Genomic DNA, 13343 nt, shown 5'->3' on the forward strand with positions numbered 1-13343 from the left:
GTGCGGTTCTTACGGGCCGGCGGGCCGTGCGGCCCGCCGGGTGGTGCGGTTGTTGCGGTCGGAGGCCCGAGGGCCTCCAGGTCCTGTCGTCCGGTCCGGCGGGCCTGGCGGGCCCTCCGGGTCGTCCAGCTCCTCCGCGCCGGTGGACGCGGAACCCGTACTCCAGGATCAAGGATCCGGGCGGTACGGGCGAGTCCCGGTCCGCCGGTCCGGGCCCGCGGCCCTGACCGCAGGCCCCGTCCCACGCATCCCGGCTGTCGCGAGTCCCCGTCCGCAGGCCGCTCCGGACACCGCGGGCCGGCCGGTACGGGCGAGTCTCCCTCCACCTTTTCCCACCGCGCGTCAGAGCGCCGTAAGCCGAGGCTGTGACTGTTCCCTCATCCTTTATGCCGGACAAAACCGGCGCACCCCCTGTTCCGCACCTCGGGGTACGCGCCCGGCGGCCCGGCAACGGTGGATGGCACGATAACGCGGTGACCTATGCACGCCCCGCCCAGGACGCCGGTCCCGGCCGTCCCGCCATCTCCGTCGTCGCCCACCGCGGTGCCTCGGAGGACGCTCCGGAACACACGCTGGCCGCCTATCGCAGAGCGATCGAGGACGGCGCCGACGCCCTGGAGTGCGATGTCCGGCTGACCGCGGACGGCCATCTCGTCTGCGTCCACGACCGGCGGGTGAACCGCACCTCGAACGGGCGCGGCCCGGTCTCCGCCCTCGAGCTCGCCGACCTGGCCACGCTCGACTTCGGCTCCTGGAAGGGCGACGGGGCCGCGAACGAGGCGCCGGACCGCCAGCACGAGGATCCCGAGCGGACCTCCGTGCTGACGCTGGAGCGGCTGCTGGAGCTGGTCGCCGACGCCGACCGCCGGGTCGAGCTGGCCATCGAGACCAAACACCCCACCCGCTGGGCCGGACAGGTGGAGGAGCGGCTGGTCGAGCTGCTCGACCGGTTCGGACACACCAAACCGGCCACGCGCGCCGACTGGACCCCGCAGGTCCGGGTCATGAGCTTCTCGGCGCGCTCACTGCACCGCGTACGGGCCGCGGCGCCCGGCATCCCCGGCGTCTACCTCATGCAATTCCTCACCCCGCGGCACCGCGACGGCCGGCTCCCGCCCGGTGTCGGCATCGCGGGACCCGGAATGCGGATCCTGCGCGCGCACCCCGAGTACGTCGCCAGGGCGCACCAGGCCGGCCACCGGGTCCACGTCTGGACCGTCAATGACACCGCCGATGTCGAGCTGTGCCAGGAATTGGGCGTGGACGCAGTCATTACAAATCGCCCCAAGCAGGTACGAATGCAACTCGGCCTTGGCTAAAGCCCCTCACAGGGTGTGCACCGGCGCATTCGGGCCGTATTCGCTTATGTCCAATGCGTCACCGGGTGCCGCTTGGCCGGTTTCCGGTCCAGTCCATTGGGGCATTCATCCCGTGGCGTGGGGCAAAGGAGGTCTCGGGGGTGGCGTTGGTGGTGGCACAAGAGGTGCCGACGTCGTCGATCATGGCCGTACCTCATGGTCCAGTGGGTGTGGGCATGGCCAGGCGACGCATGCGAGAAGAGCTGTTGGCAAGTGGAGTTCAGGACACCGTCGTCGATGACGCGGTGCTCGTTCTTTCCGAGCTGTTGAGTAATTCGTGTCGCCATGCGCGTCCGATATACGAAAACGGATCACCGGGTTCCGTAACGCCCGACATAAAGGACGCCCCTTCGGCATCCGTCCGGGCTTCCTGGCGTATTGACGCGCAGGGCAGACTGACCGTCGCGGTCACGGACGGCGGCGGTCCGACCCGACCACTTCCGGCCACTCCGTCGGTCACGGCGCGCGGCGGCCGCGGGCTGGCGATCATCCGCTCGCTCGCCAAGGACTGGGGCGTACGGGACGCCGTCGCCGGTGAGGTCACGGTCTGGGCGGTGCTCTCGCTCCAAGGCGCGTTCGCTACGCGCGTGGACCTGATGCCGGATCTGCCGTCCTCGCTCCCCACGGGCGCGGGCCTGGGCACCGGGCGGCCGCTGACCGCAGGCTTCCCGGACTTCGACGATCTGACGTAGCGGCACACCGGGACACGCCGGTGCCCGCCGCACCCGGGCGGGGACACGGCCCGGTACGCAACCGAGCGCGGCCTCGTACGCAATCCTCTAGGCTCGCGCCGAAACGCGTCCGTACGCCCAGGATCGACCAGGAGACACCGTCGCCATGGCCAAGAAGCGCCGTCCCCAGAACCAGGCCGCAGCACCGCAGATCAGGGACGGCGAGGTGCCGGTCGTCGGCGCTCGTGAGCCCTGCCCGTGCGGCTCCGGCCGCCGGTACAAGGCCTGTCACGGGCGACAGGCGGCGCATGCCGCCACCGAGCTCGTGCAGCGCCCCTTCGAGGGCCTGCCCGGTGAGTGCGACTGGGTGGCGATGCGGGAGCTGGTGCCCGCCGCCACCGCCGAGTTGACGCTGAAGGGCGGACTGCCCGAGGGCGTCCCGTCCGTGACGCTGGCGACCGTGCTGCCGATGGCCTGGCCCGCGCTGCGCCGCGACAACGGCGCGGTGCTGCTCGGCCTCCAGAACGACACCGCCTCCGGCGACCTCAGCCGCGACCTCGCGGACACGCTTCAGCGTGCGCTGGCCACGGAACCCGGCAACCCGGTGGCCGCCGAACGGCACACCGCCGACGGTCCGCGGCTCCAGGATCTGCTCGACCCCGACGCGGCTTTTGAGCCGACCGTCCACACCGGCTTCGAGTTCTGGGTGGAGAACGCCGAGAACGCCACCGGCGAGGTCGCCGCCTCTCTGGAGCGGGCCAACGCCGCGGCCATCCCGACCGCCCGGATCCCCGGGCTGGAGGGCGCGTACTGGTGCGAGGCCCCGGAGAAGAACCATCTGCGCTGGGTCACCGCGCACCCCGAGGAGCAGCTGCTGGACGCGCTCGCCCGGCTGCACGCCGCGGACGCCACCTCGCTCGGTGAAGGCACCCGTCTGGTGGGCTCGTTCCGCGCCCATGGCCTGGTCGTTCCGGTCTGGGACCTGCCCTCGTCGATGAGCGCCGAGGACGTCGCCAAGCCGGCCGAGGCCTTCGCCGAGCGGCTGGCCGAGGCACTGGCGACGAACGCCCCGCTGACCCCGGAGGAGCGGCGGGCGCGCGGCGGTCTCACCAACCGTCAGGTCACCCTGAGCTGACCGTGCCGCCCTCGGCCATGCGGACCGGATGCTTCCGGGGAACCCCCTGCGTGACGCCTGTCACAACTCCCCGTACCTGCCGGTAAATAGGCGTCCGGAAATCCACGATCGAATTTGCGAACTGCCGATCTCTTGTTACGGTTCTAGAAGCCCGGTCGCTGGTGCATCCCCCGTCGCCAGCGACCGGGCGCTTCCATGTCCGGAACCAGGCATTCCGCTTGGCTCCCGACTCCGGCGCCCGCGCCCTCAGTGGTCCGAACCGCCGCCTTCCGCGGACGAGTTGCTGCCGGAGCGCAGCAGCAGCCGCTCCCCCGCCGCATCGGCGATCTCCGCGACCGCGGCGTACACCAGTCGGCCCCGGTGCACGGTCGGGGCGGTGGGCGTCTCGCACAAGCCCGGCACCCCGCCCGGTGGCACCTCGCAGTTCACCTGGACGGTCCTGCCGTCCGGCCGCAGCAGCGTCAGTACGGCGCGCAGCCTCTCGCCGGTGCGGTTGCGGTAGTACGTACGCCCCCAGGTCAGGCCCTCCTGGGCGAGCACGCAGGTCTGGGCCTCGATCCCCTGGGGAGCGGTGAGTTCGGGGCCGCAGCGGGAGGTACGGCCGGTGAGGTGCGGCAGGCCGGGGCGGACGGGGGAGCCGGCCGGCCTCTTGGCGCCGGTGGCGGCCCGATTGCCCGGCTTGGAGCCGTTTTCCGACGTGTCTTCCGTTTCCGCCGTAGAGCTGTTTTCGGCCTTGGCTGCCTCCCCGGACCCCGTTTCCGGTGCCGAGGTGCCGACCGGCCCGGCCGTCGCGGCGCCCAGCGGTACGGCGATGGCGAGCAGCGCCGTACCGGCGAGCCCGATCATGCGGAATTTCTGCGCACGCTGCATGGGCCCCACCTGCGATTGAAGATGCCGCTGACGGCGGCTTGACAGTGGGCCGAACCTATCCGCCGGCGAGGGTGCTCCCGGGCACCCGGACACCCGTTTCCCCAAGAGACCGGGGCAGGTCACACCCGTACGGGTGATCCGTCACGGGGTGTTTCGTCCGCCCCCGTCACCCGGGTACTTCATGGGCCCGATCACCCGACGGGCCACCCGACCGCCCGATGCCGGGCACCCGTCCACCCGTCCACCCGTCCACCCGTCCACCCGTCAGACGATCCGTCGCTCACGGAGGACGGCGCGGCCACGGAGGACGGGCCGTCCCGGCGCGACGGGCACCCACGCACGGCGGACGCCCACACGCGGCGGGCGCCCACACAGGACGGGGCGCCCGGGAAGTGGGCGCCCCAGGCAGCCGCGGGCAGCCGCGGGTGTCAGTACGCGAGGCGGCTGCCGCCGTCGGGGGTGCTGGTGCTCGCCGTGACCAGTGCGTCCACGATCGTGGCCACCTTCGGCAGCCAGGGCGCGGCAGGGGTGACCGCCGGCGGCCGCTCCCAGCGGACCCGGCCGGAGCCGATCTGGGAGGGTGGGAGCACCACATAGCCGCCCTCGCCGTGGAACCGCAGCGAGCTGGGCACCCAGTCCTGGGAGTGCAGCAGCTCGCCCAACTCCGGCAGGCCGTACGGCGATACGAGCAGCGACCAGCGGGTGGGCGTGGCCACCACGGGGCCGAGCCGCACACCGAAGTGGTCCAGGGCCGCCAGGGCGCGGGCTCCGGCGACGGCGGGCAGGCTCACCGCACAGGGCGCGCGGTCGCCGGTGGCCAGCACGACCGGGGCATCGGGGCGGTTCGTCCACCACCAGCGCACCATCCGGGCATCGGTGGTGGCCGCCAGCAGACCGGGGTCGAAGGGGTGCGCGCCGGGCACCACACAGTCGGGGTCGGGGCAGCTGCACCGACGGGTGACCCGCTCGACGAGGCCGAGCCGGGCGCCGGCCGGCTGCCGGCCGGCGGACCTGAGTCCCACACCGGGAAGAACCGGCCACTGCCACTCGGTGGCGTAATGGAGCGCCGCACCGAGCTGCGCCGACCTTCCGCCGCGCCGGAACAGGAGCTTGCGTCGCCTTCCGAGGATCTCGCGCATGAGCGCTCGTTCCTTTCCGTTAACGCCGAGGGCTTTGTCCATCGCACTACATGGCACTACAGGTCCGGTTCACCATCGTTTCGCGCCGTGCCGCTTCGTGCCGTTGTGGGGCGTGTCCTGCGGCCCGGCCGTGGAACCCGGGGTCGATCGCGCACCGATCACGCCACGTGGATCATCACTGGTCACCGCGTGTACAAGGCAGCGCATCACGCCGAAAGCCGAGCGTGAAACATGGCGAGGGGTGGCGTGCGTATGGCGCTTGCGCTTCCGTGGTGCAGCCCCCGCCGCTTGGGAGTGCGTCGCGGCCGTCGGCGTGTTAGACGCCAGTGCCCGCCGGAGAGTTCCGGTGCGGCGCCAACTGACCCCGCACCTTTCCGAGTACGTACCCGCCACTGTGGTGATGACGCGCTGCTGATCGCCGTCAGTCGACCTTAAATTGACGCTCGGGGGGCTATTTTCAGGCCAATCCACAGACCTCGCTGACACCACAAACCCCATGGGGACAATGCTGGACATCACATCGTTGGTGCGTGTACATGTGGAGGCATTAATAGCGGAGCAGCATGACATGGGGGTTTGCGATGCTATTGAGGAAATTGAGCGGCCACCCGTACCGCACAACATCACTCAACAAAATGCCTCACTCCCTACCAAATAGTGGCCTGACCTGGGGTAACGCCTGGCGCGACGATAGCTGTCGGCCATGACCGCCCCGCACGTGCCGAAAGTGGCTGGAATCGAACCAGCTCTTCCCGCCCCCGCGCACACTGTCGACCCGCGCGTGGCAAAAACCGCCGCGGACCCTGCCGCCGACACCCCGTCAGACGGCTTGTCCGGCCCCCCTGCGGACGCCCCCCGGGGCACCGCACTCGACTCCGCGTCCGGCGCCGCCCCCGACATCTCCGCCGTCGACCAACTCGCCGCCGTGCAGGACCGGCTGGCCGGCTGGATCTCCGACCTCAGCACCCTGCACGACCTGACCGAACAGCTCGCGCGCACCCGTACGCTGAAGGACGCCCTCCACGAGCTGCTGCGCGCCGGCGCCTCCCTGGTCGGGGCGCGCCGCGGTCTGGTCGTCCTCGCACCGTCCGACGGCCTCGGCCCGGAGACCACCGTCGGCCTCGGCCTCGGCCACGCCGAGATCGGCCACATCGAGACCATCCCGCGCCGCGCCCTGTCGTACGCGCGGATACTGGACGGCCTCCCGGAGCGGGACCCCGGCGACGACGCCCGGACCGACCCGCTCGACGACACCCGTCACGGGACGCGCGGTGAGGGCCGTACCCCCGGCCCCCGCGACGACGCCCCGGCCGGGCCCTGCACCGAGATCGCCGAACCGGACATCCCCGGTGAGAAGGACCTCGACCCCCGTCTGCGCGAGGTCGCCGCCCGGCTCGGGTACGCCGCCAGCTACGCGGTCCCGCTCTCCGCCGAACCCCTCGGCAGGACCGGCGCCGCGGTCTGGCTCTACGACGAACCGGCCGAGCCCACCGAACGGCAGCGCCACCTCGTCGGCCTCTACCGCGCGCACGCCGCCGAGCACCTCGCCCGTCTCCTCGAACTCCACCGCAGCCGCCAGGCCCTGCGGACCCTCCATACGGAGCTGCTGCCGCAGCGGCTGCCACGGATCCCCGGCGTACGCCTCGCGGTGCGGCACAGCACCGGTCCGCGCGGCGGCGGCGACTGGTACGACGCGCTGCCGCTGCCCGACGGCGCACTGGGCCTGGCCGTCGGTTCGGTGACCGGCTCCGGGCCGAGCGCGGTGGCGGCCATGGGGCGGCTGCGGGCGTCCCTGCGCGCCTACGCCGTCATGGAGGGCGAGGATCCGGTCGCGGTCCTCTCCGACCTCGAACTGCTGCTCCGGCTGACCGAGCCGGCCCGCAGCGCCACCGCGCTGTTCGCCTTCACCGAGCCGCCGCCCGGCACGGTGATGCCCGGCGGCATCGCCGACCCCTTCCCCCGCAAGCTCGTCCTGGCCGGAGCCGGCCACTGCCCGCCGCTGATCCTCGGCGCGCTGCGGACCGAGTTCGTGGAGACCTCGCTGTCCGCGCCGCTGGGCATGCTGGCCTGCTGGGAAGCGCCGAGCGTGGAGATCGAGCCGGCCGGCGGCGAGACCCTGCTGCTCTACAGCGACGGGCTGCTGCACCGCACCGGCGAGCCCATGGACCGTGCCTTCACCCGGCTGCACGCGGCCGCCGCGGGCGTCCCCGCGGCGAGCCGCCATGATCCGGAGGCGGTCGTCGACCACATCGTGCGCACGATGCTGCCGCAGGGCCTGGACGATCCATCGTCGGAGGAGGACGTGGTGCTGCTCGCGGCGTACTTCGAGGGGTAGGGGCGCAGGGGCGACTGGAACGGCCCGCGTTCCGGGCCGGCAGGAGCAGGCCGCGCTCAGGGCCGGCAGGCACGAGCCTCGCTCCGAGCCGGCAGTAACGGCCTGAGCGCGCCAGGTGTCGTGAGGCGGGCGCGCGGCCGCCCGCCGGGGCGCGCGCCGGGCACCGGGGCATACACCGGGCACCGGGACCGTATGCCCCGTCCGGAGCGCTGGGCGCCATGCGCCCTATGGCCGGAATGCCGGAGAGGTCACATCTTTCTGCCCCTGGACCGCTTTCGATCCGCACATACGATGGAAAGCGGTTCAGTCTTAAGAGGAGGCATTGTGACCGACGCGCTCACGCCGGAGACCCCGGACGAGGACGAGCAGCCGATCAAGCAGCGCAAGAACGGCCTTTACCCGGGCGTATCGGATGAGCTCGCGGAGAGCATGAAGGGCGGCTGGGCCGACACCGAGCTGCGCGACCTGGAGCCGATCGAGCAGGCCCCGAACGCCGCCCGCCGCCGCGCCGCACTGTCCGCGCGCTTCCCCGGCGAGCGGCTGGTGATCCCGGCGGGCAACCTGAAGACCCGCTCCAACGACACCGAGTACGACTTCCGCGCCTCGACGGAGTACGTCTACCTCACCGGCGACCAGACCGACGACAGCGTCCTGGTCCTGGAGCCCACGAAGGACGGCCACGAGGCGACGGTCCACCGGCTGCCCCGCTCCAACCGTGAGAACGGCGAGTTCTGGCTCGACGGCATGGGCGAGCTGTGGGTCGGCCGGCGCCACAGCCTGGACGAGGCCGAGGCGCTGCTCGGCGTCCCCTGCAAGGACGTACGGGAGCTGGCCGAGGCGCTCAAGGAGGCGACCGGTCCGGTCCGCGTCGTGCGCGGCCATGACGCCGGTATCGAGACCGCGCTCACCGACAAGGTCACCGCCGAGCGCGATGAGGAGCTGCGGGTCTACCTCTCCGAAGCGCGCGCGGTGAAGGACGCGTTCGAGATCGGCGAGCTCCAGAAGGCCGTCGACTCGACGGTGCGCGGCTTCGAGGACGTCGTGAAGGTCCTGGACAAGGCCGAGGCCACCAGCGAGCGCTACATCGAGGGAACGTTCTTCCTGCGCGCCCGCGTCGAGGGCAACGACGTCGGCTACGGCTCGATCTGCGCCGCGGGGCCGCACGCCACCACCCTGCACTGGGTCCGCAACAACGGCGCGGTGCGCTCCGGCGATCTGCTCCTCCTGGACGCCGGCGTGGAGACCACCACCCTCTACACCGCCGACGTCACCCGCACGCTGCCGGTCAACGGCCGGTACACCGACCTCCAGCGCAAGATCTACGACGCGGTGTACGAGGCGCAGGAGGCGGGCATCGCGGCGGTCAAGCCGGGCGCGGCCTACCGCGACTTCCACGACGCGGCGCAGCGGGTGCTCACCGAGAAGCTGGTCGAGTGGGGTCTGGTCGAGGGCCCCGTCGAGCGGGTCCTGGAGCTGGGGCTCCAGCGCCGCTGGACCCTGCACGGCACCGGCCACATGCTCGGTCTCGACGTGCACGACTGCGCCGCGGCCCGCACCGAGCACTACGTCAACGGCACGCTGGAGCCCGGCATGGTGCTGACCGTCGAGCCCGGTCTGTACTTCCAGGCGGACGATCTGACGGTGCCGGAGGAGTACCGCGGCATCGGCGTCCGGATCGAGGACGACATCGTCGTCACGGACGACGGCAACCGGAACCTGTCGGCCGGGCTGCCGCGGCGGTCGGACGAGGTCGAGGCGTGGATGGCGGGGCTGCTCGGCAAGTAGCCGCAGGCACCTGGCGGACCACCCGGCGCGCGGCGCCCGCCACAGATGAACGGATGACCGGACTGTCCGGTGGACAGGGCCCGTTGGCGCGCGCCTGCGTCTCCCGGTGGCATCAGCCGCCGGGGGACGTGCCGTTCATCGGTGTGTCGTTCACGGGTGTGGCGTTCACCGGTGTGTTGTCCATCGGTGCGTTGTCCACCGGTGTGCCGTCCACCGGTGAGCGGCTCACCGGTGTGCCGTCCGTCCGCATGTACGCGCCGGCCTGGACCGCCGCCCAGACGGCGGTGGCGGCGGACTCGGCGAGGTCCTGGTCGACGGGGCGGCGGGCGATCAGGATCCTGTAGTAGAAGGGCGCGCCGAGCGCCGCCATCACCTTCTCCGGGTCCGTGTCCGCGGGCAGCTCACCGCGGTCGACGGCCCGCTGCACCATCCGGCCGGCCAGCGCGAGCCGTTCGCCGAAGAAGGTCCGCAGCACGGTCGCCGCCTGGGAGTCACGGGCCGCGGCCGAGACCACCGCCTCGATCAGGCGGCTCATCCGTGCCTCCCCGTAGAAGGCGGTTATCGAGAGGGCCAGCGCCCGCAGGTCCCCGGGCAGGGTGCCGGAGTCCGGCAGCGGCACATCGGAGCTCAGGTCGGTCAGCAGGTCGCACACCAGGCCCTCGGTGCAGCGCCAGCGACGGTAGAGCGTCGCCACATGAATTCCCGAGCGCTGCGCGACCCTCTCCATGGTCAGCCCGGCGAAGCCGACTTCGCCCAACTCCTCGAAGACGGCGGTCAATACGGCTTGGCGGGTGCGGGCGGTCCGCCCACCGGGCCTGGACTCGCCCGGGACATGGTGCGCTGTCGTCACGACGGCTCCGTATTGCAGTGCGGGTTCACGCCAAGTATTGTCCGGGAAAGATTAACGCGAGCAACTTCGCGTTAATCATGGTGCGCGCTGGTCTCGCAGGGACAGGGGACGCCGCGGGGGAGGTTCTCTCACCGCGAGACCGCGTTGCGCGCCTCCCGCAAAGGGCGATTTCCAGCCAGTTTTCCGACTGCTGAGGTGAGCCCGGATTGACACCTCATACGTGGACATCCTCCGCCTGACACTGTCGCAGCGGCTCGGCTCTCAGGGTTCACCGAACGTGCGCCGGTACGTTCCGGGTGTGGCGCCGAATGCGGTGCGGAACCGGCGCCGCAGATTCACCGCCGAGGAGAGGCCGACCCGCGTGGCAATGGCGTCCACCGGCAGGTCCGTCCGCTCCAGCAGAATCCGGGCCGCGTCGAGGCGCTGTCCGAGCAGCCATTGACCGGGGCTGGTCCCCAGCTGGTCGGCGAACCGGCGCGCGAGCGTGCGCTCCGATACGCCGGCCCGGGCGGCGAGCTGGTCGACCGTCAGGCGGGCGTCGAGCCGGGACACCGCCCACTCCAGCAGGGGCGCCAGCGAGGCGTCCGTCCGGGTGGACGAGGCGGCGTGGTGTGCGGCGTACTGGAGCTGGCTGCCCTCGCGGTGTGGTGGCAGCACCATGCTCCGGGCGACCTGCGCGGCGTACGCCGCACCGTGGTCGGCACGCACCAGGTGCAGACAGAGGTCGATCCCGGCGCCCGTGCCGGCGCTGGTGGCCACATCGCCATGGTCGACGTACAGCACATCCGCGTCCACGCTCACCGTCGGGAAGGCAGCGGCGAGTTGGGCGGTGCGGCGCCAGTGCGTGGTGGCGCGGCGTCCGTCGAGGAGCCCGGCGCAGGCCAGGACGAAGGCGCCCGTGCAGATGGCAGCGAGCCGTGCCCCGCGCCCGTGCGCGGCCCGTAGTGCGTCAAGGACGTCCGGCTCGACGGCCGTTCCGGGCGGTTGCCACCCGGGGACGATGACGGTGTCCGCCTCCAAGAGCGCCTCCAGACCGTGCTCGACGAGGAGGGAGTGCCCGACCGTGGTGCGCAGCGGGCCGGGGCGCCGGGCGCACACCGCGAAGTCGTAGTGGACCGGCAGGTCCGGCCGGACGGTGCCGAACACCTCGGCGGCGCAGGCGAGCTCGAAGGGCGACTGCGGCTCGCTGAGCAGAGCCACCACCCGGTGGCGGGTCACGGGCGTGGACTGAGCACGGTCATAGTCATGGTCATGGCAGAAATGTACCCGAGGGTGTCATTTCAGACTCTGCCTCGGCCGACCTCACGGCGGCACAGTGGCCCCATGAGTGAGAACACCGACACGCCCATGGGGAAGACCGTCGTCCACGTCGATGACGTGGCACCACAGGAAGTCGTCCCCGGGATCGTGCGCCGCAGGCTTCCGGGGACGCCGTATGCCCGGGGATGGCTGATCGACTTCGCCGCGGGGACGGAATGGCCCGAGGTCGATGTGCATGCGGCCGAGGAGCGGTACTTCGTGCTGAGCGGGGAGGTGATCGACGGTGGGGAGCGCCACGGCCCCGGCGCGTACGTGGTCTTCGCCCCGGGCAGCCGGCACCGGCCGCGCAGCGAGACGGGTGCGCGGATGCTCGGCATCACGGTGCTGAGCGGGCGTCACGGGTAGGCGTCCGGGGTGGGGGCCGCTTCGTCGTCTTTCCATCGAAAGCAGCACACATCCCTTACCCAAGCCGTTCGACGAAGAATGGCTCAGGCTTCGGTGCAGAAGCATGGGCACCAGTAAGTCCGCATCGGACTCGATCCCGTGAAAAGGATCTGCTCAAGACCCTCTTTCGTCCCCTCGGGGAGTGGAATGCGAGCCCACCCCGGCGGGATGACAAGGGTGTATCCGGTAGGTGCCGCTTCGGCCGTCCCGCCGGAACTCACAAAGCCTCCTTAGCGGGTTTATTGATCAGTACATCCAGTAGGATTGCTACACACAGCGCTGCCGGAATCACGACGATCCAGGAGTAGAGGATCATTGCGCCGTTCGCAACAATGAACAGCCCCGCTGCGATCCGATACAACCACCGCACGTCGGGTACAGCCGCCGAGCGCTGGATGTCCCGTCGATACGTCACGTAGGCGACAGTCAATACAATGGGTGCGATCATCACGGGCCAGGCGAATGCCTCGACCGGCATCCAGTCCTTTCCTGCAATCTCTCCGATGGCCCCCCCCGCCTAGAAGGAACCAGAGCAGGGGCGCCAGCGTGATCACGCGAACTGCAAGCAGGGCCCTGGATGCACCGATCTCGGATGGCATCACGCCGCCTCCCAGGTTTCCTGTATTCGTAGAATTGCTCACCACTGGCTCCCCACTTCAATAATTGGGGAGTCTTTGAGGTCCCGCGATGCGCGGCAGCCGCCGGTCCACCGGCACCCCGGCACGCTGCTCACCGAGTCGCGCGGGGATTGTCGTGCGGCGGCACACTCATTGGTCCTGCCGGGACATCCGCATACTGCCCCACATGCCAAACCCCACAAAGACCGTCCCCAGAACGGCGATCACGACTCCGTAGGACCCCGGCTTCCAGGACTCACCGTCCGGGCTGGCCACCCCCTCGGGGTCGTACCGGACCCGCACCACTTCACCTCGCCCTACCCCGTCCTCGCAGCCATCGCCCTCCTTGAGTTCCGGCGCGACCTTCTGCCCATTCGGCTTCCGCAGGGTGCACTTGCGGGTCTTGTTGGACTTGTCATTCTCTACCGCGACGATCTTGGCCTCGCCCCAACGGCCGCGCTCCTTCAACGCTGAATCCTCGCCAGCTCCTTGTGCCACAAAACCCAGCACGCTGCCGATGACAAGTGGCAGCAGGAGCTGCCATGCCAGCTTCCGCTGCCGGTGGGGGACACGCCGAATACAGAAGACCGGTACCAGAAACGAGGCGAACGGGATGAGGAACCCCCCCAGCGCAGGGGCGGCTTCGTTGCTGATCCACGGATCCAGCGGGACCACAGGTGCCAACCACGTGAGCCCGATGATCCCGGCCAAGCACACGAGATAGAACAACAGCCATCGCAGAAATACTGATCGGCCTTCCCGGGCTTGTTTCTCGGAAGCATCCTCCACGCCAACGGCGAACTTGCCTTCCTCGCCTGCCATTACCAGCCTAACTACCCGTCCACTTATCAGCCGGATATAAGTTGCGTGCAAAATCCT

12 protein-coding genes are annotated in these 13343 nt (G+C 70.7%); 6 read left to right on the forward strand and 6 right to left on the reverse strand.

Annotated features, from left to right (window positions below):
* Window positions 1–473 precede the first annotated feature (473 nt).
* The 3 genes from M8I34_RS00120 to M8I34_RS00130 all read left to right on the forward strand — a co-directional run bounded on the left by M8I34_RS00120 (window position 474) and on the right by M8I34_RS00130 (window position 3164).
* Window positions 474–1319, forward strand: coding sequence for a glycerophosphodiester phosphodiesterase (locus M8I34_RS00120; RefSeq protein WP_244419738.1), 846 nt, complete (start codon window positions 474–476; stop codon window positions 1317–1319).
* A 53-nt stretch (window positions 1320–1372) separates the two neighbouring features.
* The gene (locus M8I34_RS00125) at window positions 1373–2050 is read left to right on the forward strand and encodes an ATP-binding protein (protein WP_250047100.1); all 678 of its coding nucleotides are present in this window, start codon (window positions 1373–1375) and stop codon (window positions 2048–2050) included.
* Window positions 2051–2195: 145 nt separating this feature from the next.
* A complete protein-coding gene (locus M8I34_RS00130; protein WP_250047101.1) occupies window positions 2196–3164 on the forward strand; it encodes a DUF5926 family protein in 969 nt (322 codons plus the stop codon).
* Between the two features lie 246 nt (window positions 3165–3410).
* Here the strand turns inward: M8I34_RS00130 and M8I34_RS00135 are convergent, their stop codons facing one another.
* Complete coding sequence (locus M8I34_RS00135; RefSeq protein WP_250047102.1) at window positions 3411–4034, reverse strand: hypothetical protein; 624 nt, start codon at window positions 4032–4034, stop codon at window positions 3411–3413.
* Window positions 4035–4462: 428 nt separating this feature from the next.
* Window positions 4463–5173 carry a bifunctional DNA primase/polymerase gene (locus tag M8I34_RS00140; protein WP_250047103.1) on the reverse strand — a complete coding sequence of 237 codons (711 nt, stop codon included), beginning with the start codon at window positions 5171–5173 and terminating at the stop codon, window positions 4463–4465.
* 703 nt (window positions 5174–5876) lie between these two features.
* On the opposite strand from M8I34_RS00140, the gene M8I34_RS00145 reads away from it, so the two are divergent.
* Both M8I34_RS00145 and M8I34_RS00150 read left to right on the forward strand, forming a co-directional pair.
* Entirely contained in the window at window positions 5877–7508 is a 1632-nt protein-coding gene (locus M8I34_RS00145; RefSeq protein ID WP_250047104.1) for a PP2C family protein-serine/threonine phosphatase, read from the forward strand.
* A 324-nt stretch (window positions 7509–7832) separates the two neighbouring features.
* Window positions 7833–9293, forward strand: a complete 1461-nt coding sequence (locus tag M8I34_RS00150) for an aminopeptidase P family protein (RefSeq protein WP_250047105.1) — start codon at window positions 7833–7835, stop codon at window positions 9291–9293.
* Window positions 9294–9405: 112 nt separating this feature from the next.
* On the opposite strand, the gene M8I34_RS00155 is transcribed toward M8I34_RS00150, so the two are convergent.
* Together M8I34_RS00155 and M8I34_RS00160 are read right to left on the reverse strand one after the other, a co-directional pair.
* Window positions 9406–10143 (reverse strand): TetR/AcrR family transcriptional regulator, encoded by a 738-nt coding sequence (locus M8I34_RS00155; RefSeq protein WP_250047106.1) that lies wholly within the window; start codon window positions 10141–10143, stop codon window positions 9406–9408.
* A 261-nt stretch (window positions 10144–10404) separates the two neighbouring features.
* On the reverse strand, window positions 10405–11361 hold the full coding sequence (locus M8I34_RS00160; protein ID WP_250047107.1) for a helix-turn-helix domain-containing protein: 957 nt from the start codon (window positions 11359–11361) through the stop codon (window positions 10405–10407).
* Window positions 11362–11466: 105 nt separating this feature from the next.
* Here M8I34_RS00160 and M8I34_RS00165 point away from each other — a divergent pair, with 105 nt between their 5' ends.
* On the forward strand, window positions 11467–11808 hold the full coding sequence (locus M8I34_RS00165; protein ID WP_250047108.1) for a cupin domain-containing protein: 342 nt from the start codon (window positions 11467–11469) through the stop codon (window positions 11806–11808).
* Between the two features lie 256 nt (window positions 11809–12064).
* Here M8I34_RS00165 and M8I34_RS00170 read toward each other — a convergent pair whose 3' ends face one another.
* Both M8I34_RS00170 and M8I34_RS00175 read right to left on the reverse strand, forming a co-directional pair.
* On the reverse strand, window positions 12065–12325 hold the full coding sequence (locus tag M8I34_RS00170) for a hypothetical protein (RefSeq protein WP_250047109.1): 261 nt from the start codon (window positions 12323–12325) through the stop codon (window positions 12065–12067).
* 289 nt (window positions 12326–12614) lie between these two features.
* Window positions 12615–13286: a hypothetical protein gene (locus M8I34_RS00175; RefSeq protein WP_250047110.1), complete on the reverse strand. Its 672-nt coding sequence runs from the start codon at window positions 13284–13286 to the stop codon at window positions 12615–12617.
* Window positions 13287–13343 lie beyond the last annotated feature (57 nt).

The organism is Streptomyces sp. MCA2, assembly GCF_023544705.1.
GTDB classification, from domain to species: domain Bacteria; phylum Actinomycetota; class Actinomycetes; order Streptomycetales; family Streptomycetaceae; genus Streptomyces; species Streptomyces decoyicus.

Excerpts from the sequence above, each read along its gene's own strand:
- M8I34_RS00125 (WP_250047100.1), top strand. The coding sequence starts at position 1,373 with ATGCGTCACCGGGTGCCGCTTGGCCGGTTTCCGGTCCAGTCCATTGGG.
- M8I34_RS00130 (WP_250047101.1), top strand. The coding sequence starts at position 2,196 with ATGGCCAAGAAGCGCCGTCCCCAGAACCAGGCCGCAGCACCGCAGATC.
- M8I34_RS00135 (WP_250047102.1), bottom strand. The coding sequence starts at position 4,034 with ATGCAGCGTGCGCAGAAATTCCGCATGATCGGGCTCGCCGGTACGGCG.
- M8I34_RS00140 (WP_250047103.1), bottom strand. The coding sequence starts at position 5,173 with ATGCGCGAGATCCTCGGAAGGCGACGCAAGCTCCTGTTCCGGCGCGGC.
- M8I34_RS00145 (WP_250047104.1), top strand. The coding sequence starts at position 5,877 with ATGACCGCCCCGCACGTGCCGAAAGTGGCTGGAATCGAACCAGCTCTT.
- M8I34_RS00165 (WP_250047108.1), top strand. The coding sequence starts at position 11,467 with ATGAGTGAGAACACCGACACGCCCATGGGGAAGACCGTCGTCCACGTC.
- M8I34_RS00170 (WP_250047109.1), bottom strand. The coding sequence starts at position 12,325 with ATGCCGGTCGAGGCATTCGCCTGGCCCGTGATGATCGCACCCATTGTA.
- M8I34_RS00175 (WP_250047110.1), bottom strand. The coding sequence starts at position 13,286 with ATGGCAGGCGAGGAAGGCAAGTTCGCCGTTGGCGTGGAGGATGCTTCC.